The organism is Corynebacterium sp. HMSC056E09 (genome assembly GCF_001813425.1).
In the GTDB taxonomy this organism is placed as follows: Bacteria; Actinomycetota; Actinomycetes; order Mycobacteriales; family Mycobacteriaceae; genus Corynebacterium; species Corynebacterium hesseae.
On sequence record NZ_KV812490.1, the window covers coordinates 192,901 to 215,664 of the forward strand.

General features: G+C 62.5%; 20 protein-coding genes. 16 read left to right on the forward strand and 4 right to left on the reverse strand.

What is annotated here, in order from left to right:
* The first annotated feature begins 29 nt into the window (after positions 1 to 29).
* The 11 genes from HMPREF2912_RS03840 (at position 30) to HMPREF2912_RS03890 (ending at position 13,049) form a co-directional block, all read left to right on the forward strand.
* Positions 30 to 3,011, forward strand: coding sequence for a DUF4040 family protein (locus tag HMPREF2912_RS03840; protein WP_070683294.1), 2,982 nt, complete (start codon positions 30 to 32; stop codon positions 3,009 to 3,011).
* Positions 3,008 to 3,445 (forward strand): sodium:proton antiporter, encoded by a 438-nt coding sequence (locus tag HMPREF2912_RS03845; protein WP_070519992.1) that lies wholly within the window; start codon positions 3,008 to 3,010, stop codon positions 3,443 to 3,445. Before HMPREF2912_RS03840 ends, HMPREF2912_RS03845 begins: the two co-directional genes overlap by 4 nt.
* Entirely contained in the window at positions 3,446 to 4,987 is a 1,542-nt protein-coding gene (locus HMPREF2912_RS03850; protein WP_070519994.1) for a monovalent cation/H+ antiporter subunit D family protein, read from the forward strand. It abuts the gene before it with no gap.
* Entirely contained in the window at positions 4,988 to 5,542 is a 555-nt protein-coding gene (locus tag HMPREF2912_RS03855; protein ID WP_070519997.1) for a monovalent cation/H+ antiporter subunit E, read from the forward strand.
* A gap of 14 nt (positions 5,543 to 5,556) precedes the next feature.
* Entirely contained in the window at positions 5,557 to 5,829 is a 273-nt protein-coding gene (locus tag HMPREF2912_RS03860; protein WP_029158995.1) for a cation:proton antiporter, read from the forward strand.
* A 4-nt stretch (positions 5,830 to 5,833) separates the two neighbouring features.
* Entirely contained in the window at positions 5,834 to 6,202 is a 369-nt protein-coding gene (locus HMPREF2912_RS03865; protein WP_070519999.1) for a Na+/H+ antiporter subunit G, read from the forward strand.
* Between the two features lie 157 nt (positions 6,203 to 6,359).
* Complete coding sequence (locus HMPREF2912_RS03870; protein WP_070520001.1) at positions 6,360 to 7,745, forward strand: ammonium transporter; 1,386 nt, start codon at positions 6,360 to 6,362, stop codon at positions 7,743 to 7,745.
* 3 nt (positions 7,746 to 7,748) lie between these two features.
* Positions 7,749 to 8,087 (forward strand): P-II family nitrogen regulator, encoded by a 339-nt coding sequence (locus tag HMPREF2912_RS03875; protein ID WP_070520003.1) that lies wholly within the window; start codon positions 7,749 to 7,751, stop codon positions 8,085 to 8,087.
* A gap of 3 nt (positions 8,088 to 8,090) precedes the next feature.
* Positions 8,091 to 10,190 (forward strand): [protein-PII] uridylyltransferase, encoded by a 2,100-nt coding sequence (locus HMPREF2912_RS03880; protein ID WP_070683296.1) that lies wholly within the window; start codon positions 8,091 to 8,093, stop codon positions 10,188 to 10,190.
* Between the two features lie 49 nt (positions 10,191 to 10,239).
* Positions 10,240 to 11,844 (forward strand): signal recognition particle protein, encoded by a 1,605-nt coding sequence (ffh, locus tag HMPREF2912_RS03885; protein ID WP_070596881.1) that lies wholly within the window; start codon positions 10,240 to 10,242, stop codon positions 11,842 to 11,844.
* 98 nt (positions 11,845 to 11,942) lie between these two features.
* Positions 11,943 to 13,049 carry a TIGR04053 family radical SAM/SPASM domain-containing protein gene (locus HMPREF2912_RS03890; protein WP_083299255.1) on the forward strand — a complete coding sequence of 369 codons (1,107 nt, stop codon included), beginning with the start codon at positions 11,943 to 11,945 and terminating at the stop codon, positions 13,047 to 13,049.
* A gap of 9 nt (positions 13,050 to 13,058) precedes the next feature.
* Here HMPREF2912_RS03890 and HMPREF2912_RS03895 read toward each other — a convergent pair whose 3' ends face one another.
* The gene (locus HMPREF2912_RS03895; protein WP_070520011.1) at positions 13,059 to 15,320 is read right to left on the reverse strand and encodes an acyltransferase family protein; all 2,262 of its coding nucleotides are present in this window, start codon (positions 15,318 to 15,320) and stop codon (positions 13,059 to 13,061) included.
* Positions 15,321 to 15,614: 294 nt separating this feature from the next.
* Between HMPREF2912_RS03895 and rpsP the strand changes: the two genes are divergently transcribed.
* Complete coding sequence (gene rpsP, locus HMPREF2912_RS03900; RefSeq protein WP_070520013.1) at positions 15,615 to 16,124, forward strand: 30S ribosomal protein S16; 510 nt, start codon at positions 15,615 to 15,617, stop codon at positions 16,122 to 16,124.
* A 42-nt stretch (positions 16,125 to 16,166) separates the two neighbouring features.
* Here the strand turns inward: rpsP and HMPREF2912_RS03905 are convergent, their stop codons facing one another.
* Entirely contained in the window at positions 16,167 to 16,835 is a 669-nt protein-coding gene (locus tag HMPREF2912_RS03905; protein WP_070565535.1) for a TetR/AcrR family transcriptional regulator, read from the reverse strand.
* Between the two features lie 23 nt (positions 16,836 to 16,858).
* A complete protein-coding gene (locus HMPREF2912_RS03910; RefSeq protein ID WP_070520017.1) occupies positions 16,859 to 17,257 on the reverse strand; it encodes a cupin domain-containing protein in 399 nt (132 codons plus the stop codon).
* Positions 17,258 to 17,290: 33 nt separating this feature from the next.
* Here HMPREF2912_RS03910 and rimM point away from each other — a divergent pair, with 33 nt between their 5' ends.
* The 4 genes from rimM to HMPREF2912_RS03930 are packed head-to-tail and all read left to right on the forward strand — an operon-like array spanning position 17,291 to position 21,344.
* The gene (gene rimM, locus HMPREF2912_RS03915) at positions 17,291 to 17,791 is read left to right on the forward strand and encodes a ribosome maturation factor RimM (RefSeq protein WP_070520019.1); all 501 of its coding nucleotides are present in this window, start codon (positions 17,291 to 17,293) and stop codon (positions 17,789 to 17,791) included.
* Positions 17,788 to 18,630: a tRNA (guanosine(37)-N1)-methyltransferase TrmD gene (trmD, locus tag HMPREF2912_RS03920; protein WP_070520021.1), complete on the forward strand. Its 843-nt coding sequence runs from the start codon at positions 17,788 to 17,790 to the stop codon at positions 18,628 to 18,630. Before rimM ends, trmD begins: the two co-directional genes overlap by 4 nt.
* 1 nt (position 18,631) lies before the next feature.
* Positions 18,632 to 19,000, forward strand: coding sequence for a hypothetical protein (locus HMPREF2912_RS03925; RefSeq protein ID WP_070520023.1), 369 nt, complete (start codon positions 18,632 to 18,634; stop codon positions 18,998 to 19,000).
* A gap of 40 nt (positions 19,001 to 19,040) precedes the next feature.
* Positions 19,041 to 21,344, forward strand: a complete 2,304-nt coding sequence (locus tag HMPREF2912_RS03930; protein ID WP_070683309.1) for a Tex family protein — start codon at positions 19,041 to 19,043, stop codon at positions 21,342 to 21,344.
* 202 nt (positions 21,345 to 21,546) lie between these two features.
* Here HMPREF2912_RS03930 and HMPREF2912_RS03935 read toward each other — a convergent pair whose 3' ends face one another.
* Positions 21,547 to 22,656 carry an HNH endonuclease signature motif containing protein gene (locus tag HMPREF2912_RS03935; RefSeq protein ID WP_070683311.1) on the reverse strand — a complete coding sequence of 370 codons (1,110 nt, stop codon included), beginning with the start codon at positions 22,654 to 22,656 and terminating at the stop codon, positions 21,547 to 21,549.
* Between the last annotated feature and the right edge of the window lie 108 nt (positions 22,657 to 22,764).

The window sequence follows — 22,764 nt, forward strand, 5'->3', positions numbered from 1 at the left end:
CTAACAACGGTTCGTGAGGCTACTCTTTCGTGACACTCTTGTATGTCGTCCTCCTCGCAGCTGTCGCAGTGGCGCTAGCACCGGTAGCCGTCAAGGTTGCTGATCGCGCAGCCGGCTACCCGCTAGCCGGCATTTTTATTATCGCCGCGGCACTGTTGGCTAAAGAATTTCCGGCACTGGCCCGTGGCGAAGAACTGTCCTATTCCGTGACGTGGGTGCGTGACGTCATCGCGCCGGGCGTCGACGTGAACCTCGCCTTCCGCGGCGATGCGCTGGGCGTTTTCTTTGCGATGTTGGCTCTCATCATCGGCGCGGTGGTTTTTACCTATTCCGCTGCCTACCTGCCCAAGGGGAAAGGCAACGTCAGCTTTTATGTGCTGATGACCGCGTTTACGCTGTCGATCCTCTTGCTCGTGCTGGCTAATGACGTCGTCGTGCTCTTCCTGGCGTGGGAGCTGGTATCGCTGGCGTCGTTCATGTTGATCGCGCGCAGCGGCAAGTCCGGTGAGGCCGGTTCGCAGCGCACACTCATCCTGACCTTCATCGGTGGCCTCACCTTGTTGACAGGTGTGGCGATTGCCGCGACGGCTGCGGGGACGACGAACCTGGAAGACATCCTCGCCTCCGACGTCTGGGCCGAGCGCCCAGGCCTGACCACGGGGGTTGCCGTTCTCATTGCAGCCTCGGCATTCACCAAGTCCGCGCAGTTCCCCTTCCACTTCTGGCTGCCGGAGGCTATGGCGGCTGCCACGCCGGTCTCGGCCTTCCTGCACGCGGCGGCCGTGGTCAAGGCCGGCGTTTACCTGTTGATTCGTTTCTCCACCATCTTCCACGACGTTGCCGCGTGGAACTGGCTGCTCATCGTCGCCGGTATGGGCACCGCCGTCATGTCGGCGGTCTTCGCCGTGCAGAAGACGGACCTGAAGAAGCTGACCGCGTACTCAACCGTATCCCACCTGGGATGGATCGTGGCCACGATTGGTGTGGGCACCCCCTTCGCCATCGCGGCGGCGCTCGTGCACACGCTGGCACACGCGCTGTTTAAGTCCTCCATCTTCATGCTCATCGGCGTGATTGACCATGAGGCTGGTTCACGTGACATCCGCCGCCTCGGCGTGCTGTGGAACAAGATGCCGTGGACCTTCGGATCCATGCTCATCGGCGCTGCCTCCATGGCTGCGGTCCCGCCGCTCTTCGGTTTCGTGTCGAAGGAAGGCATGCTGACCGCTTTCGAGGACGCGCCCATCGGATCGGCCGGCCAGGTGCTCTTGCTCATCGTTGCGGGCGTGGGTGCGTTCTTCACGTTTACCTACTCCGCCAAGATCGTCTTTGGTGCTTTCTTCGACGGCCCGCGCGATATGTCCAAGGTCCATGAGGCGCCGGTGCGGTTGTGGCTGCCCGCGGCTCTTCCCGGCGTGATGTCGGTGCCGATCATCTTCGTCATGGGCGCGCTCGATGGGCCGCTTGATGACGTCGTGGCGGCCATCGGCATGGAGGGGCATTCTCACCTTGCTCTGTGGCACGGTCTCAACGTCCCGCTGCTTATTTCCGTCGTGGTTCTCATCGCTGGCGTCGTCGGTTTGTTCTTCCGCACGCCGCTGTGGACCGCGATGGAGGAGCGCCAACTGTTGCCGCGCACTGGTAACCAAATCCTGAAGTGGATTCAGGACGTGTGCGCAGCCTTCGGCCGCTTCGTCGGCCGCATGTCGGATACCCACAACCCGTCGAAGCTCATCCTGCCGATTGTCCTCCTCGTCATCATTCTTGCGGGCTCCACTCTGGTGTCGACGGGCGTCGACGGCGTGGCCTTGAACCCGCGCGTGGATGGCCTGGACAACCCGTGGGATCTGCTGCCGCTGGGCATCGTGGCGCTGTCGATGTTTGGTTTGGTTCGTACCCGCAACCGCCTCACGGGTGCGGTCATGATTGGTACTGCGGGTACCGGCGTGACCTTGCAGATGTTCCTGTTGGGTGCACCGGACGTTGCCTTGACTCAGTTCACGGTGGAGGCGCTGTCCGTCATCGTCATGATGATGGTCCTGCGCTACCTGCCGGAGAAATTCCACCCGGTACAGAACACCAACCGCAAGGTTGGCTCCATCGTGGTGGCGGTGCTCGCGGGTATCACCGCATTCCTCGGTGTGTGGGCGCTGATGGGCCGCCACGAGCGCTCCGACTTGTCCATGTGGTACCTCAATAACGCCCCAGACATCACTGGCGGCGATAACGTCGTGGCCACCATCATCGTGGAGTTCCGTGCACTCGATACCCTGGGTGAGCTGTCGGTGCTCGGCATGGCCGCCGTGGTGATTGCCGCGGTCACGTCGACGCTGCCTCGCTTCCCGTTTACCTCCGGTACGCGTCCGGCGCCGTTCGGTCAGTCGCAGCTCAACTCGGTTCCGCTGCGCAAGGGAATTTCCATTGCCATCCCGATTCTGGTGGTCATGTCCTTCATCGTGTTCTACCGCGGGCACCAGGCTTCCGGCGGCGGCTTCCCGGCTGCTCTCATCATGGGCGCGGCCATCGGCCTGACGTATCTCTCTCGCGGCACCGATGAGATCGTCTTCGGCCGCATGACCCCAATTCACCTCACCGGCGTGGGCATCATCGTTGCGCTGACGGCTGGATTCATCGGCTACATTCCGACCTCGCACGGCTCCGGTGGTTTCTTGACTGCCATCCACGGCCACGCCCTGGGGCAGCACTGGACCACGTCGCTCATCTTTGACCTGGGTATCTACCTGGCGGTCCTGGGCATGCTCACCATGGCTATCAACGCCCTGGGCGGCTACTTGCGCCCGGGTACTGAGCGGGACTTCCTGCCGTGGGTCCACGACGATGATTCGGCGCTGCCGAACACGCCGCGCGTGGTGATGGAGGACGTCGATGATCCGTACCCCGAATCCATCAACCCATCCTCGGATCCACTGGCCTTGCTCAATGAATCCGAGGCGCGCCACCGCGCGTCTTCGCCCCACCACACTCCGGCTACAGAGGAGAAGAATTCATGATCCTCGCACTGACTATTGCACTGCTCATCGGTAGTGCTGTCTACCTGATTCAGCAGCGCGGCTTGGTCCACATTGTGTTGGGCATGATGGCCTTTGGCCACGGAGCCAACCTCATGCTCTTGGCCACCGGCGTGTACTCCTACCGCGGTGAGTCCTTCCCGTCACAGGTCCCAGCGGACCAGATGGCGGACCCGCTGCCGCAGGCATTCGTTCTGACCGCCGTGGTGATCTCCATGGCCACCTCCACGATTCTGCTGACCATGGCGGCGATGGGCGCCAACGATGACACGGATGTTGTCGAGCCGGTGGATGACAACACCATTGACCACGCCTTCTCCACGCTGGGCCGCGATACCCAAAACCGGGAGATTCTGCAGCGTTCGGCCAACAAGATGGACCGTCTGAAGGAACTTGACCACGAGGGGGAGAAGTAAATGTATGACACTGTAAGCGCTCTTCTTCCGCTCTTCCCAGCGGTTCCACTGGTATCGGCGGCGCTGGCGCTGCTCGCGCCGTGGCACCGCGTGCGCGATGCCATCATGCTCATCGTGCCGGGCGTAGGCATCTTCGCCTCCTTCGCGCTGCTGCTCTACACCATGAACAACGGCGTGGTGGCGCACACGGTGGGCAATTACGTGGGCAACGCGGGTATCGCCTTTGCTGCCGACACCTTCTCGGCTCTCATGCTCATCACGACGATGATCGTGGCCTTCGGCGCCAACTGGTTCGCAATCGTTGGTGGTGAGACCAAGTCGCGTTATTACCCGTCGCTGACTCTTATTCTGATCACCGGCGTGTGCGGCGCCCTGCTCACCGCTGACCTCTTCAACTTCTTCGTGTTCATTGAGGTTATGTTGCTGCCGTCCTATGGCCTCATCACGATGTCGGGCACGTGGTCGCGCTTGGCCGCAGGCCGCGCTTTCGTGCTGGTCAATCTGTTCGCCTCCACGCTGCTTGTGGTCGGCGTGGGCTATATCTATTCGGTTACGGGCGTGGTCAACTTGGCGGCGCTGACGGGCGCTGCTGCCGGCAACGGTCCGGTGACGGTGGCCTCCGGCATCATCGTTATCGCCATCGCCGCGAAGGCCGGCGTATTCCCCGTGCAGTCGTGGCTGCCGCGCACCTACCCGGGTACGTCGGCTGCCGTCATGGGCCTGTTCTCTGGCCTGCACACCAAGGTCGCGGTGTACATGCTCTACCGCCTGTGGGTGCAGCTCTTTGATATGGACCAGCGGTGGGGGACACTCATCATCGTCATCATGATCATCTCTATGCTGGTTGGCGCTTTCGGCGGCTTGGCTGAAAACTCCATCCGCCGCGTGCTGGGATACCAGATGCTCAACGGTATGCCCTTCATCCTCGTGATGATGGCCTTCACTACCCACGATGCGCAGCGCGCGTTGGCTGCCGGCATTCTCTACACGATTCACCACATGCTCACGGTGGGCTCCCTCATCTTGGCCTCCGGTGCCATCGAGGAGACGTACGGTACGGGCAGGCTCAACAAGCTTTCTGGCTTGGCGCGCCGTGATCCGATTATCGCGTGGATCTTCGCCGCCGGTGCCTTCTCCGTCGTGGGCTTCCCGCCTTTCTCCGGTATGTGGGGCAAGGTCCTCATCGTCGCGGAAATCGCCCGTACCGGCGGGGGATGGGCCTGGACCGTTATCGCGGTGATTATCATCGCCTCCTTCGCAGCGTTCCTGGCCATGTTGCGCGTGTGGCGCCGCGTCTTCTGGGGCAAGGACCTGCCCAAGGAGAAGGTGCCCGATGAACTTGTGATTCGCAAGAAGCTGATGGCTCCCTCGGCGGCGTTGATCTTGGGCTCGCTGACCATGTTCATCCTGTCCGGGCCGGTCATTAGTGTCACCATGGAGGCATCGGAGGATTTGTTGGACACGGAGGCCTACGCACACGCAGTGCTTGGCGACGACCCCGTAGCCCTACCCGATATCGACTCCCTTCAGGAGGGCCGTTAAATGAAGAGTGCTGTGCATGCCGTTGTCTACGCGCTGTGGCTCATTAAGGAGATCTTCGTCGCGGGCTTTTCGCTCGCCATGGAATCCTTCAAGCCGCATAACAACTATCGCCCAGTGGTGCTTCGGTACCCCTTGCGTGTGACGAGCGCCTGGGAGATCTTCTGGTTCACCTCGTCCATTACCGCAACGCCGGGCACCTTGTCGTTGGGCTTGCGCGAGCCAGTTGCCGAAGGCCTTCCGCGCATCGTGCTGGTCCAAGCCGTGATGGGGGATGACCCGGCCAGTGTCATGGCGGACCTCGCGGACATGGAGGAGCGCCTCGCGCCACGAGTGAAGGGCATCGATTATGGCGTGCCTGGCCAGGGTCCGACGGAGGAGCTCGCCCCGACGTTCTACGAGTATCCGCTGGATACGCTGGGACGTCATATGCGCGCCCCCGATATCGCGAAGGCGGACGATACCCCGTTGGCAGCGAACGACGTGGAGAAGTATTCCGTGTGGCCGCTGCGTCAGGTCGTGCCGGGCAAGGACGCCCGAAAGGATGATAAGAAGTGATTGATTTTTCCTCGATGAGCGCCTTTCAATGGGTTGTCTTTGTCTGTGTGTTCCTCATTGGCGCATCGGTGTGCTCGGCGTTGGTGCTGGCGTTGCGCTCCCGCGATGAGCTCACCCGTACCGTGATGAGTGACATGGTCTTCTACGGCATGATGTGCATGTACTTTGCATGGGCCATGACCAATCACGCGTCCATCGTCTACGACATCGCGATGCTCGCGGGCATCGCGGCGGGCGTGCTGCCGACGTTGTCGATGGCCCGCATCATCTCGAAGGGCAGGAGGTAAAACCATGACTATCGCGGAGATTATTGCTTCGGTCCTGCTGGTTGTGGCCACGGTCCTGGTTATCGCGACGGCCATCGCTTTGTGGCGCGCGCCCGATGCCTTGACCCGCGTTAACCTGCTGGGGCCGACGGTCGGTTTGGCCGTTCCTCTTCTGCTCGTGGCGAAGCTGGTCGTTGACTTTGCCGAGAACGGGTTCTCGCTATGGTCGCTGGTCCGTGTCCTCATTGCTTGTTTCGGCGTGTGGATCATCGGTTCGGTGGGCTCTTTTTACATGGGCCGTTCCATCTACGGCGTGACCGTCACCGACGTGAAGTACGCCAAACGTATGCGCCAGCAAGCACAGACCGTGGAAGCGTCCGAGGAGGAAATCTAGGGCGCACGCTTAAGTGAGCGGCGAGGGCAACAATGCTCTCGCCGCTTTTTTGGAGCCCAGATGTGATCTGTGACTCATTCCTCTTTCTAAATCTATAGGCCTATAGGCCTTTTGAGAACTGTACCTATCAAGTTATAGAAAAGAGGTTAGTTGAAGTATGACTCCTGATGCATTCTCTTCCGGTGATGCAGCGTGGATGCTGGTCAGCGCATCATTGGTTTTGCTCATGACCCCCGGATTGGCGTTGTTTTATGGCGGCATGGCGGGCAATCGTCATGTCCTTAACATGATGATGATGTCCTTCGGCGCGCTCGCGCTTGTGCCTGTGCTCTATGTCTTGTGGGGCTGGTCCATGTCCTATGCGGGAAGCTCTTTTGCCGGCATCGTGGGCAACCCGTTTGAAGCGTGGGGCTTGCGTGGCCAGATCACAGGTCCTTCCAACGAGTATCTTCTTGGTAGTTCTGGCTACCCCGCCGTCATCGATATCGGCTTCCAAGCCACCTTCGCTATTATTTCGACGGCTATTATCTCCGGTGCCATCGCCGGCCGCGTGAAGTTCTCGGCCTGGTTAACCTTCGCGGGTATCTGGGTAGCCTTTGCCTACTTCCCGCTCGCCCACATGGTGTGGGGAGGGGGAATTCTCTCCCACGCCCCGCGCTCCCTCGCGGCGTGGCTCTTCGGTGTCTCGGAAGGTGAGGCGCTCATCGCTCCCATCGACTTCGCCGGCGGTACCGTCGTGCACATTTCTGCCGGAGCTGCAGCCCTAGTCCTCGCGATTGTCGTGGGCCCGCGCGCGGGATTTCCGAAGCACGTCGATAGGCCGCACAACCTCCCGATGGTGATGCTCGGCGCCGCGTTGCTGTGGTTCGGCTGGTTCGGTTTCAATGGCGGTTCTGCCTTCGCTGCGGATGGCCTTGCAGGTGTGGCGTGGTTGAATACCACCGTTGCTGCGGCCGCCGCGATGCTCGGCTGGATGTTGGTGGAGCGAATTCGTGACCGTGCCGCCACTTCACTCGGCGCTGCATCCGGAGCTATCGCAGGCCTCGTCGCCATCACCCCGGCGGCAGGAGCGCTGACTCCGCTCGGTTCCATCGCCCTCGGCTTCCTCGGCGGGATTATCGCCTGCTTGTGCATCAGCCTGAAGTACCGCTGGGGCTTCGATGATTCCCTGGACGTCGTCGGGGTGCAACTGTGCGCAGGATTGTGGGGCACGATTGGCCTAGCCTTCTTCGCTACGGATAACGGCATCCTCACCGGTCACTTCACTGAAGGGCTCAAGCTGCTCGTCGTTCAAACGCTGATTGCGGTTGTGGCGATGCTGGTGTCGGGGCTCGTCACCTTGCTTGCGGCGCTCCTCATCCGCGCCACCATGGGCTGGCGAATCGAGGATGAAGCGCAGGGTATCGACCTGGGCGAGCACCGCGAAACCGCATATGATTTCCGCGAATCCGTGGCGTCGCACCGCCGCCACGCCCACGACGCTAGGATTAGTCCTGCACCAACCGTCCAGCCGCGGGTCGACACCGCCGGAGCTAAGGAGTAACAGATGAAGCTCATCACTGCCATCGTCAAACCGTTCACGCTGCCGGACATTCGCGAGGCCCTCGAACAGCACGACGTGCATGGCCTGACGGTGACCGAGACCCAAGGCTTTGGCCAGCAGCGCGGCCACAGTGAGGTCTACCGCGGCGCCGAGTACGCCACCGATTTCGTTCCCAAGGTCAAGCTCGAGGTGGTGACCTCTGACGAACAGGTTGAGGATATCCTCTCCACCATCGTGGACGCCGCCTACACCGGAAAGATCGGTGATGGCAAGATCTGGATCACTCCTATTGAGGACGTCATCCGCGTGCGCACCGGCGAGCGCGGCGAGGCGGCCCTGTAACACGTGTCTACGGCCGCTCAACTGCGTGAGGACGCTTATGCTGCGGCGATGCGCCTCACGCAGTCCCTGCAGCTTCCGCCCGGCTGCGCGCTTGCAGCCACCGGTTCCTTTGCGCGCCGCGCGATGACCCCGTTTTCCGATCTCGACCTCATCCTCCTTCACCCGGATGACACGGAGCTGCCCGAGGAAGTCGTTTCCGAGGTCTGGTATCCCATCTGGGACGCTAAGTATCGGCTCGATTATGCAGTGCGCACCCCGCGCGAATTCGGCGCCATCGCCGGTTCCGATCCCGCCGCCGGCTTCGCGCAACTGGATCTGGCCTTCGTTGCCGGAGACAAGCAGCTGGTGGATTCCACCCGCGCCCAGGTCTATGCCTCGTGGCGCCGCCTGTTGCAGAGCAATTTCGATGCCTTCGTTGATCTCGCCATTACGCGCTGGCGTCGCTCCGGCACCTTGGCCACGATGACCCACCCGGATATTAAGAATGGGCGCGGCGGTCTGCGCGATATCCAATTCCTCCGGGCCCTCGCCTTAGGAAACCTCGCGGACGCCCCAGCGCTCGAGGAGGAGCAGGCCCTGCTTCTCGACGTCCGCACGCTCCTCCACGTCACCGCCCGCCGCCACCGCGACATCCTCGACCCAGAATTCGCCGCGGAGATCGCACACGAGATGGGCTTTGCCGACCGTTATGAATTATCAGCGGCCGTCGTCACCGCCGCCGCGGCGGTGGATAGGGCCGTCGAGAGGGCGCTCGCGACGGCTAGGGGAGTGGTGGCCAAGCGCAGCCACAACCGCACTCGCAAACCCCTCGACATCGGTGTCGTGGATGTAGGCGGCGAAATCAGGCTCGCCCGCACCGCAGACCTAGACGAGCCCTGGCTGCTCCTGCGCGTCGCCGCTGCTGCGGCCCGATCGGGCAGGAGCGTGCCCGCCCACGTTTGGGAACAACTACGCGAGCTGCCAGACCTCCCGCAGCGCTGGCCCGCGGGGGCAACGGATGCCTTCTTCAGCCTGTTGTCCTCACCGCTCAATACCCCGCGCCTTATCCAGGAAATGGACGCCCATGGCTTGTGGGAGCGAGTCGTTCCGGAGTGGGAGCACATCCGCGGATTGCTGCCTCGGGAGCGCACGCACTCTCATACCGTGGACTATCACTCCATCCTTACCGTCGCTCGGTGCGCTGAAGCTCGCACGTCCGTAGCGAGGCCCGATCTACTGCTCTTGGTGGGGCTCTACCACGACATCGGCAAAGGCTACGGCCGCCCGCACGAACTCGTGGGAGCTGAGATGGTGGCGCGCGCTGCCGCCAAGCTCGGCCTTGACCTGGCGGATCGCTCCCGCGTGCAAACCGTGGTGGCCGAGCACACGACTCTGGCACGCATCGTCTCCCGCACGGACCCTTACTCCGACGAAGCCCGCGATGAGCTTCTCGAAGCCGTGCGTTATGACTACCTGACCCTGGCGCTCCTCGTCGTGCTCGCCCGCACCGATGCCGAATCCACCGGCCCAGGCGTGTGGAACCGCAGGCTCGAGAATGGAATCGAGGCGGTCAGCGCTCGCGCTTTTGCGCAGCTGGAGGCCCTGAGCCCGGTGCGGCCGCTGGTGGCCGTTGACCGCGACATCGGCCTGCGCCACAACCCGGAGGATGATAGCTTCACCGTCCTGTGGCGCGGCAGCTACCAGCGGGAGGCCGTGCGTCCGCTAGCGCTTATCGCTGCGTTGGGCTGGAACATCCTGTCCTCGCGCTTGGTGCGCACGGAGGAGGGCTACGCCGGCGAGTTCGACATCCGTGCGCTCCACGGCGCCATCGATCTCGCGACGGTGGAGGAGCGCTTGGTGCAGTCTTATAAGTCCGGAACCTATACCGTGCTGCCCGATTTCGTACCGGGACCTGCAACCGCCATGTGGACCAGAGGCGTCTTCGAGCTCAGAATCGATGACTACCCGGGTACCCTCGGACACGTGCTCGCGCTGCTTCCGGAGTGCGAGTGGCTATCCACCACCACACCGGGCGCCACGATGGTGCTTCACGCCGTGCCGCTTGGCGACGTCCCCCGTGCCACCCTCGTCCGGAATGTGACCCAAGCACTGGTCAACGGCTAAGCTGGGGAAGTTATAAATTTATCCACGATAGTTGAGGGAGCACTCTAACGTGTTTGAGTCTTTGTCTGACCGCTTGCAATCAGCCCTGTCCGGCCTGCGCGGCAAGGGCAAGCTGACCGAGGCGGACATCAACGCCACAGCGCGCGAAATCCGCCTTGCGTTGCTGGAGGCGGACGTCTCGCTCAACGTCGTGCGCGGCTTCATCAAGCGCATTAAGGAGCGCGCGGCAGGCGCCGAGGTCTCCGAGGCGCTCAACCCTGCGCAGCAAGTGGTCAAGATCGTCAACGAGGAACTCATCGAGATCCTCGGCGGCGAGACCCGCCGCCTGAACCTAGCCAAGAATCCGCCGACGGTCATCATGCTCGCCGGCCTCCAAGGTGCTGGTAAGACCACCTTGGCGGGCAAGCTGTCCAAGCACCTGGCTTCCAAGGGGCACACCCCGATGCTGGTGGCCTGTGACCTCCAGCGCCCGGGTGCGGTGCAACAGCTGCAGATCGTCGGCGAGCGCGCCGGGGTCGATGTCTACGCTCCGGATCCGGGCACCTCCCTGGATTCCCACGAACATGAGATGGGTACCTCGCACGGGGATCCGGTGGACGTCGCCAAGCGCGGCATTGAGGAAGCCAAGCGCACGCAGCACGATATCGTCATCATCGATACCGCCGGCCGCCTGGGCATCGATGAAACCCTGATGACGCAGGCTCGCAACATCCGCGACGCCGTCAACCCGGACGAAGTCCTCTTCGTCATCGATTCCATGATCGGCCAGGATGCCGTGCAGACTGCCGAGGCCTTCCGCGACGGCGTCGACTTCACCGGCGTCGTTCTGACCAAGCTGGACGGCGACGCCCGCGGTGGTGCGGCCCTGTCCATCCGTGAGGTGACCGGCAAGCCCATCATGTTCGCCTCCACCGGTGAGAAGCTCGATGACTTCGATGTCTTCCACCCGGAGCGCATGTCCTCGCGCATCCTGGGCATGGGTGACCTGCTGACGCTTATCGAGCAGGCGGAGTCCAAGCTGGATCAATCCAAGGCGGAGGAAGCCGCCAAGAAGATGGGCTCCGGCGAGATGACGCTCAATGACTTCTTGGACATGATGCTCATGGTCCGCAACCTGGGGCCGATGGGCAACCTGCTCAAGATGATGCCGGGCGGTAACAAGATGAACCAGATCGCCGACATGGTCGACGAGAAGCAGCTCGACCGCATCCAGGCCATCATCCGCGGTATGACCCCGGAGGAGCGCGAGAACCCGAAGATTCTCAACGCTTCGCGCCGCAAGCGTATTGCCCTTGGTTCTGGTGTGAGCGTTTCTGACGTCAACCAGCTCATTGAGCGCTTTACTGAAGCCAAGAAGATGATGTCCCAGATGGCCGGCCGCTTCGGCATGCCGGGCATGGGCGGCGGGCGCTCGGCTACTAAGAAGAAGCCGAAGGGCCGCAAGGGCAAGAACGGCAAGCGCAAGCCGCCGAAGCGTCGTGGTGGCGGCGGAATGCCAGGCATGGGCGGCGGTATGCCGTCGATGCAGGAGCTGCAGAAGATGCAGGAGCAGCTCGGCGGCGGCATGCCCGGGCTAGGCGATATCAAGATGCCGAAGGGCATGGAGAATATCGACCTCAACAACCTGGACTTTGGCCAAGGCAAGAAGAAGTAGGCGATTACCCACGCGACAATATGTCCGACTAAAGTTGGATAAAACTGTTCTCGTGTGGAAAGGTCCTCACTGTGAAGGCCAGCCCTGTGGTGCGCCAGATGCGCCACGACATCACTACCAAACCGTTCATCGCCATCTGGGAGGTCACCCGTGCCTGCCAGCTGGTGTGCCAGCACTGCCGGGCCGACGCCCAGCACGACCCCGCACCGGGCCAGCTTACTACCGCCGAAGGCAAGGCGCTGCTGGATTCCCTGGCCAGCTACGACAAGCCACGCCCGCTCGTGGTGCTCACGGGAGGGGATCCGTTTGAGCGCGGCGACCTGGAAGAGCTCACCGCCTACGGCACGTCCCTGGGACTCAACGTGTCGCTTTCGCCGTCGGTCACGCCCCGTTTGACGCGCGAGCGCCTCGAGGGCCTGCGCGCGGCGGGAGGGGCCGCGCTGTCGCTGTCTCTCGACGGCGCGAGCGCTGCAACCCACGACTACTTCCGCGGCTTCTCCGGCATCTTCGACCGCACGATTGAGATGGCCAGCGTGGTCACCGACGTGGGCTTCCGCCTCCAAATCAACTCCACCATCACGAAGAACAACGTCCATGAGGCCCCGCAGCTGTTGGAGCGGGTTATCGAGATGGGTGCCAAGCTCTGGAGTGTGTTCTTCCTCGTACCCACCGGCCGCGGTACGGGCTTGGAGGCGCTGACCCCGCAGGAGCGCGAGGACGCGATGCAGTGGCTGCACAGCGTGTCCACGCGGATTGCCATTAAGACCACGGAGGGGCCGCAATATCGGCGCATCGTCCTGCAAGCCCAGCGGGGAGAGAAGTACGAGGGCGGCGAACTGTACCGCTTCCTTACCGCGGAGACCGAGCGGATTTTGGGCCCCGATCCTCACACGCGCCGCCCGCGGCCGCCGATGGCCATCAACGCGGGTTCCGGCTTTGTCTTCATCGACCACGTGGGGGACGTCTATCCAAACGGCTTCCTGCCGCTGCACTGCGGCAACGTCAAGAGTCACCTACTGCCGGACATCTACGCCAACTCGCCAGTGTTTAAGAAGCTTAGGGATCCCAACGCGTGGAGCGGCAAGTGCTCCGTGTGTGAGTTTGCTTCTGTGTGTGGCGGCTCGCGGTCCACGGCTTTTGCCATGACGGGCGACCCGCTCGCGTCGGACCCCACCTGCGCCTACGTGCCCGAAGCCCTGCGCTAGCGGCGGCTACTAGATGGCCTCGCCCGCAGGGAAGGCAGGGTAGGGGACCGGGTTGGCGGGAGTCGGCGCCGCCGGGGTGGACGGTGCTGGGCCCGCCTTCGTCGTGGAGGTAGACGTGGCGGTTTCCGGGGGCTGCTGTTGGACGGTCTCGCCATTGAGGAACGGGGTGATCGCTTCACGGATGAGCGGGATGGCCGAATCCGCGAATGCCGTGGTGAAGTGGTGCATATCGCGATACACCATGATATTGCCGATGATGACCGGGCAATCGCCGTTGGCATCGCAGAACCACTTCGAGGTGTCTACGGCCAGCATGTTCTTGTACTGGGAGAGGACCTCTGCGCCCGGATCGTAGGGCGCATAAACCTCCTCGAAGCGCATACCGCACCCGAGGGAATCCTGGGTGGCCACGTAGCACTCATCAAACTGGCGGCCATTGCCGTGCTCGTCGAATCCCCACGGATTATCGCGGAAACCGAGGAAAGGAATATCGTGCTTGGCCAGTTCGTCCCAGAAGGCCTGATATCCCGGCGGGACGGCGTCCGGGCCGTGGCCTAGGGCCTGCCCGGGGCGCGTCGAATTCGACACCACGAGGGCTGGGTCCGCGTCGATGATGCGCTTGACCACTTCCTTGCTCCACTCGGCGCAAGATGGCTTGACGCTGAGCTCATCGCCCAACTCGATGGGGCAACCCACGCGGGTGAGCGGCACCAGCTTGAATCCCATCTCGCGGCCCAAGTGATCCAGGGCTGAGGAATACTGCTCCGCGTGCGAACCGCCCACCAAGTAGACCTCAACGTCGGAGTTGACGTCGCCGAAGACACACGGCGTTACGCCGTCCTTCTGCGTCTCGATGAAATAGTCCGACGGCTCCTGCTCTGGAATGAAGCACCAGTTATCGGCAACCGGTGGCTGGATGCCGCGCGCGAGAATCGGATCTGGCTTAATCTCCACGTTCTCAGGCGGGGTGATGTTCTCCACGAAGGTCGTTGCCCCAGGGTAGAGCTGCGGATCAAGAATCTCTTGGTTTGCCTCCTGGAGGCTGCGCTGCCACAGCGGCTGAACGGCCACGAGCGCAACGGTGCACGCCGCGACGACAACTCCACCGACGCCGCGGAGGGCACCAGTGCGGGTGCGGAGGTCGGCGAGGCCGCGGTGGACGGGGAGGTCGTCGGCAAGCGGGCGCTTGCGGTGCTGGCGCAGGGGCTTCTCGACGAATCTGTGCGTCACATCCGCCAAGCCCAGCGACACCGCGATGATGATGGCACCGAGCCACCATGGCGGGGTTTCAAAGCCGAGCGCGGCGGTGGAGATGATGAGGAGCGGCCAGTGCCACAGGTAGAGCGGGTAGGCGATATCACCGAGCCAGCGGGAAGGGCGAACCGTCAGTACCCGCGAGAAGGAACCACCGGAACCAATAATGATGAGCACCGCGCCGCCGATGGGCAGAAGTGACAGCGGGCCCGGGAAAGCCAAGCTGTCGGAGATGAGCATGCCGGTGCCAGCCAGGGCGGCTAGGCCGAGGGCGGTGGCGACGTTGGACAAATGCTGCGGCATCTTTAGGCGCGAGCCGTAGATGACGAGAACCGCGCCCAGGGTTAGCTCCCACGCGCGAGACCACGTGGAGTAGTAATTCTCAGGGGTCCCGTAGAGACCGTCGCGCGAGGCGTAGGCAAAAGAGGCGACGGTGATCACGAGGAGGATCGGGCCGGCGATAGAATTTACGGAGGGGAAGCGCTGCGCCTTAAGCCCCGACTTCTTCGGGCGCAACCGCATAAAAGCGGCCAGGCCCAGGGCAAAAAAGATGCCCATGAGATAGAACTGCCCCTGGACCGCCATGGACCACATGTGCTGCAGCGGCGACGTGGTTGCGGAGGCGGCAGCGTAGTCGGCGTTTTGCCGTGCTAGCTCCCAGTTTTGGTAGTAAAAGACTGTCGCCGTGATCTGCTTGGTGAGCTCGGTGTTCATGAGCTTCGGGGTAAATATCCGAACAAGCACATAGCTCACACCGATGACGAGCACGAGGGCAGGTGCCAACCTGCGCAGCGTGCGCCAGATGGGCCACCACGGGTTCAGGGAGGCGTTCGGCCGCGCGGCATAGCGCAGCTGCGAGCCCAGGAAGAAGTACCCGGACAGGAGGAGGAAGACATCGACGCCACCGGAAACACGACCGACGAAGACGTGGTATAAAACAACCAAAGCGATCGCGATGCCGCGGAGGCCATCGAGGTCGTAGCGGTAGCGGAATGTAGATGGGGCTTGTTTATTCATAAAAAGAGGTTTGTGTGGCAGCGAAATAACCGCATTACAGGCTACCCCTTTCGCGGGGTAAGGCCTAACCATGCAAGCGGTAGGGGGGATTTCCTATTTTGCGTGCGTACCGCTAAAATCATTGGGGTTGTCCATGTGCAGCATGGAGGACACCTAAAACTTCATTTCTGCGTAACGCCGGTACCGCCCACGGACGGCCGGCATGTCACACGCAGGATAAATCCAAGGGTTGAACCGGCGCGCCACCAAGCGGCGCGTGTCTGAACTGCCCGGTGACTAGAAAAGGAGCCAATCATGGCCGTTAAGATCAAGCTGCAGCGTATGGGTAAGATCCGCAACGCTGAGTACCGCATCATTGTTGCTGATGCACGCACCCGCCGCTCCGGCAAGGCTATCGAGAACATCGGTATCTACCAGCCGAAGCAGGAGCCGTCCCTGATCCAGATCGATTCCGAGCGCGCTCAGTACTGGCTGGGTGTCGGCGCGCAGCCGACCGAGCCGGTTCTCGCACTGCTCAAGGTGACCGGTGACTGGCAGAAGTTCAAGGGCCTGCCGGGCGCAGAGGGCACCCTGAAGGTTGCTGAGCCGAAGCCGTCCAAGCTGGATCTCTTCAACGCCGCTCTGGCTGAGGCCAACAACGGCCCGACCATCGAGGCCATCACCGAGAAGAAGCGCAAGGCCAAGGAAGAGGCTGAGGCAAAGGCTGCCGCTGAGAAGGCTGCAGAGGAAGCCGCTGCCGCTGAGGCTGCAAAGGCAGAGGAAGAGGCTGCCGAGGCTGACTCCGCTGAGGAGTCCGCAGAGTAAACTACTCGCCTAACAGAAAATCCCCGCACCAGCGGGGATTTTCTAGTTTTGCGGGGCAGCGGGGCGTGCTTCCAAGGGGTTCTCGAAATCCAAACCGCGGATGGCGGAGGCGATGACCGACTGCGCAATCCTTTCCATCGCTTCTTCCGATACTGATGCCAAGTGGCCGCTCAAACACAACACCGTAAAGCCGTGCACCGTGGACCACCCAGCAAGACAATTTTGCATCATGAATTGCCGGTTAGGCTCCTGCCCAATGTAGCGTGCGTACTGCTCCATGTAGTCATAGAAGTTGAACGTGGCCTGGACCCGCGGATCCTCTCCCGGTCCCTCTGCGGCGGCGGCCAGCGCACCAGGGATGTCAAAGCCGCTCGTGGCCATCATGCACTCAAAGAAGCTTTGCTCCTCCAAGGCATAGTGGTAGTAGGCAAAGCCAGCCGCCATCATCTTGTCGACAATGCTTCCCTCGGTATTCTCGAAGGCCTCACTCAGCTTGGTAATGAGTTCGAAGGTGGCGACGTCTGCGACGGCGTCGAGAAGCGCGGCCTGATCCTTGAAGTGGCGGTACGCGGCGGTGGGGGAAACGCCGACCGCGCGCGTTGCCGCGCGAATCGTTACTGCCTCTGGTCCACCCTCCCGGCCGAGCTTGATGGCCTCCTGGAGGATCTCTTCATGCAAATTTCCATGGTGGTAAGGCTTAGAACTACTCACAATCCAAGAATAATACTAAAAGTCTAGACATTCACGCCAGTGTTTGGCGTCAACATTGTGAGCAGCATTAGCGCAGGTTGATCGCTGCAGGACACCGCATGTGGGACATACGCTGGAAGGTGTACGATGCGCCCGGGAACGAGCACGTAATCTTCATCTCCGCAACTAAAAGTCACCGCGCCCTGTAGCACCTGGACGGTGATGGGGTGCGCGGCTTTGTGATCGGGCAGGACCTGCCCGGGCAAGAATGAAAAGAGGATGAGGTTCGCTCCGTCGGCACTGAGGACTCGCTTAACGGCTGGTCTCGGGCGCGATGGGCCCGGCTTAGGGGCCTCATCGAGCAAATTTAGCGTTGTGAGCGCGGCGCTGTCATGGGTGGCGGCACCAAAGGTGGCTGCATCATTGATCGGAAGCTCAGTCATGCCACTCCAGCGTAGCCCGTTAAGCTAGCAGTCATGGAACTACTCATTGGTCGCGTGGTGAAATCCCACGGCATTAAAGGCGAGGTCTCCGTCGAGGTGACCACCGATTCCCCCGAGACCCGTTTCGCCGTCGGCGAGGTTCTCCACGGCAAACAAGGCAAGAAAGAACACGAGCTCACCATCGCGGCGGTGCGCGCTCATAAAGGGCGCCTGCTCATCACCTTCGAGGAAATCCCAGACCGCACGGCCGCGGATTCCCTGCGCGGCACCCAGTTCTTCGCCGAACCCTTGGATGATCCCGAGGATGACGGCTTCTACGACCACGAGCTGGAAGGCCTGCGCGTCATTCTCGACGGCTCAGACGTGGGCGAGGTGACCGGCGTGACGCACGGTCCCACGCAGTCCCTTCTGGAAGTCACGCTCACCGATGGCAAAGAGGCGTTGGTCCCCTTCGTTGAGCAGATCGTGCCCGAAGTCGATCTGGAGGCCGGGACCTGCACCATCACCCCGCCGGAGGGGTTGCTTGACCTATGAGGATAGACGTTCTCACCATTTTTCCGGAGTACCTCGACCCGCTGCGCCACGCGCTGCTGGGCAAGGCCATCGAGCAGGGAAAGCTCGCGGTGGGGGTGCATGATCTGCGCCAGTGGGCCACCGACGTGCACAAATCCGTCGATGACTCACCCTACGGGGGCGGCCCAGGAATGGTCATGAAGCCTGAGGTGTGGGGGCCGGCGCTTGACGACGTCTCCTCCGGCACCGCCTCCACCCAGGACCTCCAAAGCGCGCTGCCGCACCTGAGCAAGCCGCGCCACGACGATATCCATGGCGTCGAGGCGCGCTCCTATGGTGAAAGCGAGGGTTCGGATAAGCCGCTGCTCATCGTGCCGACACCTGCCGGAACGCCCTTTACTCAGGCCGATGCCCGGGCGTGGTCTACCGAGGAGCACATCGTGTTCGCGTGTGGGCGCTACGAGGGCATTGATCAGCGCGTCGTCGAGGATGCCGCGCAGCGCTACCGCGTGCGCGAGGTGTCCATCGGCGATTACGTGCTCATCGGCGGCGAGGTAGCCGTGCTGGTCATTGCTGAAGCTGTGGTACGCCTTATACCCGGGGTGTTGGGAAACCGGCGCTCGCACGAGGAGGACTCTTTCTCCGATGGCTTGCTGGAAGGACCGAGTTACACCAAACCGCGGGAGTGGCGCGGTTTGGCGGTTCCGGATGTACTGACTTCCGGTGATCATGCCAAGGTGGACCGGTGGCGCCGCGAGCAGTCGCTGGCCCGGACGTGGAAGCGCCGCCCGGAGTTGCTGGACGCGGCGGACCTGAGCGATGCCGACCGCGCGTACGTGGAATCCTTGAAGGAGGAATGAGATGGACATCAGTACTGACTTGTCAATACTTATGACCGAAGCCGAATGGGGCAAGATTCTCAAAGATATGCCGCAGCGTTTGCGCGAAGGCGGCGTCGAGCCGCTCGATATCAACGCAGAGATCATCTCCTTTACCTGCGAGCCCGACAATATCCTGGTCAACGAGTACATGGATAAACATGGCCAGCCGCCGGTGGGTGAGCACGTGTGGAGGGTCATCGTCAACGGCTCCTCTGAGCTGCCGTTGACCAAAGTCACCGCGGCCGTCGCGGACTGCTTGCCGCCGCACACGCTGTGGTACGGCACCTCCGAAATCGGCCACACCGAGTTTGGGCTGGGTACTTCCTGCGCGTGGCAGGGCGGGGTATAGGGTAGGAAGGTCTTTTAGTCCCCGACCAAAAAGAGGTTTTGTGAATATCGCAGCCACCATCGCCGGAGAGCTGGGCGTCAAAGAAGCACACGTTGACGCCGCCCTGAAACTCATGGCGGAGGGCAATACCGTCCCGTTTATTGCCCGTTACCGCAAGGAAGCCACCGGCGGGCTGGATGACTCCCAGCTGCGTATCATCGAGGAACGCTCGACGTACCTGCGCGAGCTGGAAGAGCGCAAGGAAACGGTGCTCGCCGCGATTGAGGAACAGGGCAAACTCACCGATGAGCTGCGCGCACTGATCCAGGGCTGCGAGACCAAGGCGCGCCTGGAGGATCTGTACCTGCCGTATAAGAAGCGCCGCAAGACCAAGGCGGATATCGCGCGCGAGGCAGGACTGGAGCCGCTGACGGACAAGCTCATCGAGGACCCCTCGGCGGACCCGACCGAGCTGGCGGGGGAGTATCTCACCGAAGGTTTCGAGGAAACGAAGAAGGCCCTCGACGGCGCCCGCGCCATTCTGGTGGACCGCTTCGCACTGGATGCGGATCTGGTGGGCGAGGTGCGCGAGCGCATGTACACCAGCGGTTCCATGAACGCCGGCGTGGTCGAGGGTAAGGAAACCGAGGGCGCGAAGTTCAAGGACTACTTCGAGTTCTCTGAGCCTTTCGAGAAGCTCCCCTCGCACCGCATTTTGGCGCTGCTGCGCGGCGAAAGCGAGGGCGTTCTGCATCTCAACCTCGACGCCGGCGATGACGCCATGTACGAGGGCATGATCGCAGACCGCTTCGACCTGGACGTGTCTACCTCCCGCTGGCTTGCCGACGCCGTCCACTGGGGCTGGCGCACCAAGCTTTCCATCTCTTCCGGTCTGGACGTGCGCATGCGCCTGAAAGAGAAGGCGGAGGAAGGCGCGCTCAAGGTCTTCGCGACAAACCTGCGCGACGTTCTTCTGGCCGCCCCGGCCGGCCAGCGCGCGACGCTGGGCCTAGACCCGGGATACCGCAATGGCGTCAAGTGCGCGGTCGTTGACCCGACGGGCAAGGTCCTGGCCACCACGATTGTCTATCCGCACCAGCCGCAGCAGAAGTGGGCTGAGGCGGTGAGGGAGTTGGCGTCGCTAAGCGCTGCCCATTCGGTGGACCTCATGGCGATCGGCAACGGAACCGCATCGCGTGAGACGGAGAAGCTGGCGGGTGAGGTCGCCGACCTCATCGCGCAGGCCGGCGGTGCTCGCCCCACGCCGGTGGTGGTCTCCGAGGCTGGCGCGTCGGTGTATTCGGCCTCCCAGTTGGCGGCCGATGAATTCCCTGACATGGATGTCTCCCTGCGCGGCGCCGTTTCGATCGCGCGCCGCCTCCAGGACCCGCTGGCGGAGCTGGTGAAGATTGACCCGAAGGCCATTGGCGTGGGGCAGTACCAGCACGACGTCAACCAGGTCGCGCTCGCCCGCACCCTCGATGGCGTGGTGGAAGATGCCGTCAACGGCGTCGGCGTGGACCTGAACACGGCGTCGGCCCCGCTGCTGGAGCGCGTGGCCGGCGTGAATTCCACGATTGCGGCCAACATCGTGGCCTACCGCGATGAGAACGGCACGTTTGCCTCGCGCAAGGAGCTGAAGAAGGTGCCGCGCTTGGGCCCGAAGGCTTTTGAGCAGTCCGCGGGCTTCTTGCGCATCAATGGTGGCAAGGATCCGCTCGATGCTTCGGCAGTGCACCCGGAGGCCTACCCGGTGGTGGCGCGCATTGCGGAGAAGACCGGTCTGGGGGTTTCGGAGCTCATCGGCAATTCGCGAGTGTTGACGAAGCTGTCGCCGGCGGACTTTGCTGACGATACCTTCGGTGTGCCGACGGTGACGGATATCATCGCGGAGCTGGATAAGCCGGGCCGCGACCCGCGTCCGGAGTTCAAGACGGCTACCTTCAAGGAAGGTGTGGACAAGGTCTCGGACTTGAAGCCGGGGATGATTCTGGAGGGCACCGTGACCAATGTTGCGGCCTTTGGCGCGTTCATCGACGTGGGCGTGCACCAGGATGGTCTTGTCCATGTCTCCGCGATGAGCCACAAGTTCGTCTCCGACCCGCACGATGTGGTCCGCTCGGGCCAGGTGGTGAAGGTGAAGGTCATGGAGGTAGACGTGGAGCGCCAGCGCATTGGCTTGTCGCTGCGGCTTGACGATGAACCCGGCCAGCCCGCTCCCAAGCGCCGCAACGGCGGTGGGCGTTCCGAGGGGCGCGGTGGCCGCTCCGACCGGCGCAACTCCCGCCGCGACGGTGGGCGTGGCCGCTCGGACCGCGGCGGCGGTGGTTCGATGGCCGATGCCCTCAAGAAGGCTGGCTTCTAACCGTTCAAACGGTTGAGGGTTCGCGTGTTTTCCGGGAGAGCATTCTGTGAGGACGGCGTATTCGATGGCCCCGCAGAAAGAGATTCTGTTGAGGGATCGCTGAAGACGCGGAAAGCCTTGCGGTTCTGCGGGGCTTCCGCGTGGAGTAGGTGAGCCAGCCAGGTGGGTGAGCTGGTCAGGCGGCACGGTGCTGGGGAGTGAGCTACCCAGGAGGTGGGCTACCGTTTGGTGGATCCGGCGGTTGGGAAGGGGATGCGGCTGTCGCGAGCCGGTTGACCGCTTCTTGGTAGGCCGGCTGCGCTGTAATCGGCGTTCCCCAGGGCGGGATGTAGTCAACCGGTCCTTTCAACCGAAAGACATAACCTCTGCCGGTCGGGCTGGTGGGGTCATCGTCGTTAATGCCGTTGTGGTAAGCGCACAGCATGGTGAGGTTGGGCGGATTGGTTTCCCCGCCCGCTTGCCAGGGGACGATGTGGTGGACTTGGCAGTAATCGGCTGGCTTGTTGCAGTCTTCGATCGCGCAGGTGGGGTGCTCCGCGCTGGCCATGATGCGCTGCTCGAGGCTGGCAAAGCGCGAAAGCCGGTGCAGCCACACCGGGCCGATGGTGGGGTGGACCAGAGTGGCGTAGCCAGTCTCGGCGAATTTGTAGGTTAAAAACTCTGCGCCGCTCATGCGCCCGCCGTTGGTGAGTTCGAGCTCGATGTCGTCGCCGTCGTGGTGGATGATTTTGTCGAGCTCGTCGAGTGTTATCACGACGTTTGTTCCCACCGCCGGACGGGAGCCAACGCCCTCCTTGAAGAAGACCTGGCGGGTGGCGTCTAGGAGGTCGGTAGGGTTAATGGATTCCAGGGTGCTGCGCATGGTGGAGATGTTGAGCGCGGAATCAGTAACCGTAAGCGAGTATGGACCATTCTTGCGGTAAGTCAGCCGCACCCCTGGTGAAGGCACGCGTTTCGGTTTGAGTTCCTTCACTCGCTGCGCCGCCACTGAAGGCACCCGTTCCGAGGGCACGGAGGCGAGCGCGACGCGCAAATTCCAGACGTCAACCTGCTTCTTCAGCTTCGCGGTGTAGGACTCAATCAGGCTCAGCGTGGCCAGGTCGTGGCCTTGGCGTTGGGCCGCCTGGCGGGCGGTGCGCTGCTTGCCGGTGAAGCGGGTATCGCCGAAATAGATGGCATGAAGCGACGCCAGCTCCGCCGCATCGCCGTGCGAGGCGCCAAGCGCGCGCAAGCTTTCGGGTGTGCTGGTTGCTGCTTCCACCAGCGCAATCCCCGAGTTGCGAAGGCGGATGTAGGTTTCTATATCCCCCATGTGCACAGAGAATAAAGCGGGTTAGCCCATCCCGCAACCGGAGAGGGAAACGCCCTGCCTACAGACAGTAAAGGACAGGGGCTTGCCGGGTGAAAGCCCGATTCGAAT

Coding starts and splice junctions, on each gene's coding strand:
- rimM (WP_070520019.1), top strand. CDS start 17,291: ATGGAACTACTCATTGGTCGCGTGGTGAAATCCCACGGCATTAAAGGC.
- trmD (WP_070520021.1), top strand. CDS start 17,788: ATGAGGATAGACGTTCTCACCATTTTTCCGGAGTACCTCGACCCGCTG.
- HMPREF2912_RS03855 (WP_070519997.1), top strand. CDS start 4,988: ATGAAGAGTGCTGTGCATGCCGTTGTCTACGCGCTGTGGCTCATTAAG.
- HMPREF2912_RS03935 (WP_070683311.1), bottom strand. CDS start 22,656: ATGGGGGATATAGAAACCTACATCCGCCTTCGCAACTCGGGGATTGCG.
- HMPREF2912_RS03860 (WP_029158995.1), top strand. CDS start 5,557: ATGAGCGCCTTTCAATGGGTTGTCTTTGTCTGTGTGTTCCTCATTGGC.
- HMPREF2912_RS03910 (WP_070520017.1), bottom strand. CDS start 17,257: ATGACTGAGCTTCCGATCAATGATGCAGCCACCTTTGGTGCCGCCACC.
- rpsP (WP_070520013.1), top strand. CDS start 15,615: ATGGCCGTTAAGATCAAGCTGCAGCGTATGGGTAAGATCCGCAACGCT.
- HMPREF2912_RS03845 (WP_070519992.1), top strand. CDS start 3,008: ATGATCCTCGCACTGACTATTGCACTGCTCATCGGTAGTGCTGTCTAC.
- HMPREF2912_RS03850 (WP_070519994.1), top strand. CDS start 3,446: ATGTATGACACTGTAAGCGCTCTTCTTCCGCTCTTCCCAGCGGTTCCA.
- HMPREF2912_RS03875 (WP_070520003.1), top strand. CDS start 7,749: ATGAAGCTCATCACTGCCATCGTCAAACCGTTCACGCTGCCGGACATT.
- HMPREF2912_RS03870 (WP_070520001.1), top strand. CDS start 6,360: ATGACTCCTGATGCATTCTCTTCCGGTGATGCAGCGTGGATGCTGGTC.
- HMPREF2912_RS03890 (WP_083299255.1), top strand. CDS start 11,943: ATGCGCCACGACATCACTACCAAACCGTTCATCGCCATCTGGGAGGTC.
- HMPREF2912_RS03925 (WP_070520023.1), top strand. CDS start 18,632: ATGGACATCAGTACTGACTTGTCAATACTTATGACCGAAGCCGAATGG.
- HMPREF2912_RS03895 (WP_070520011.1), bottom strand. CDS start 15,320: ATGAATAAACAAGCCCCATCTACATTCCGCTACCGCTACGACCTCGAT.
- HMPREF2912_RS03865 (WP_070519999.1), top strand. CDS start 5,834: ATGACTATCGCGGAGATTATTGCTTCGGTCCTGCTGGTTGTGGCCACG.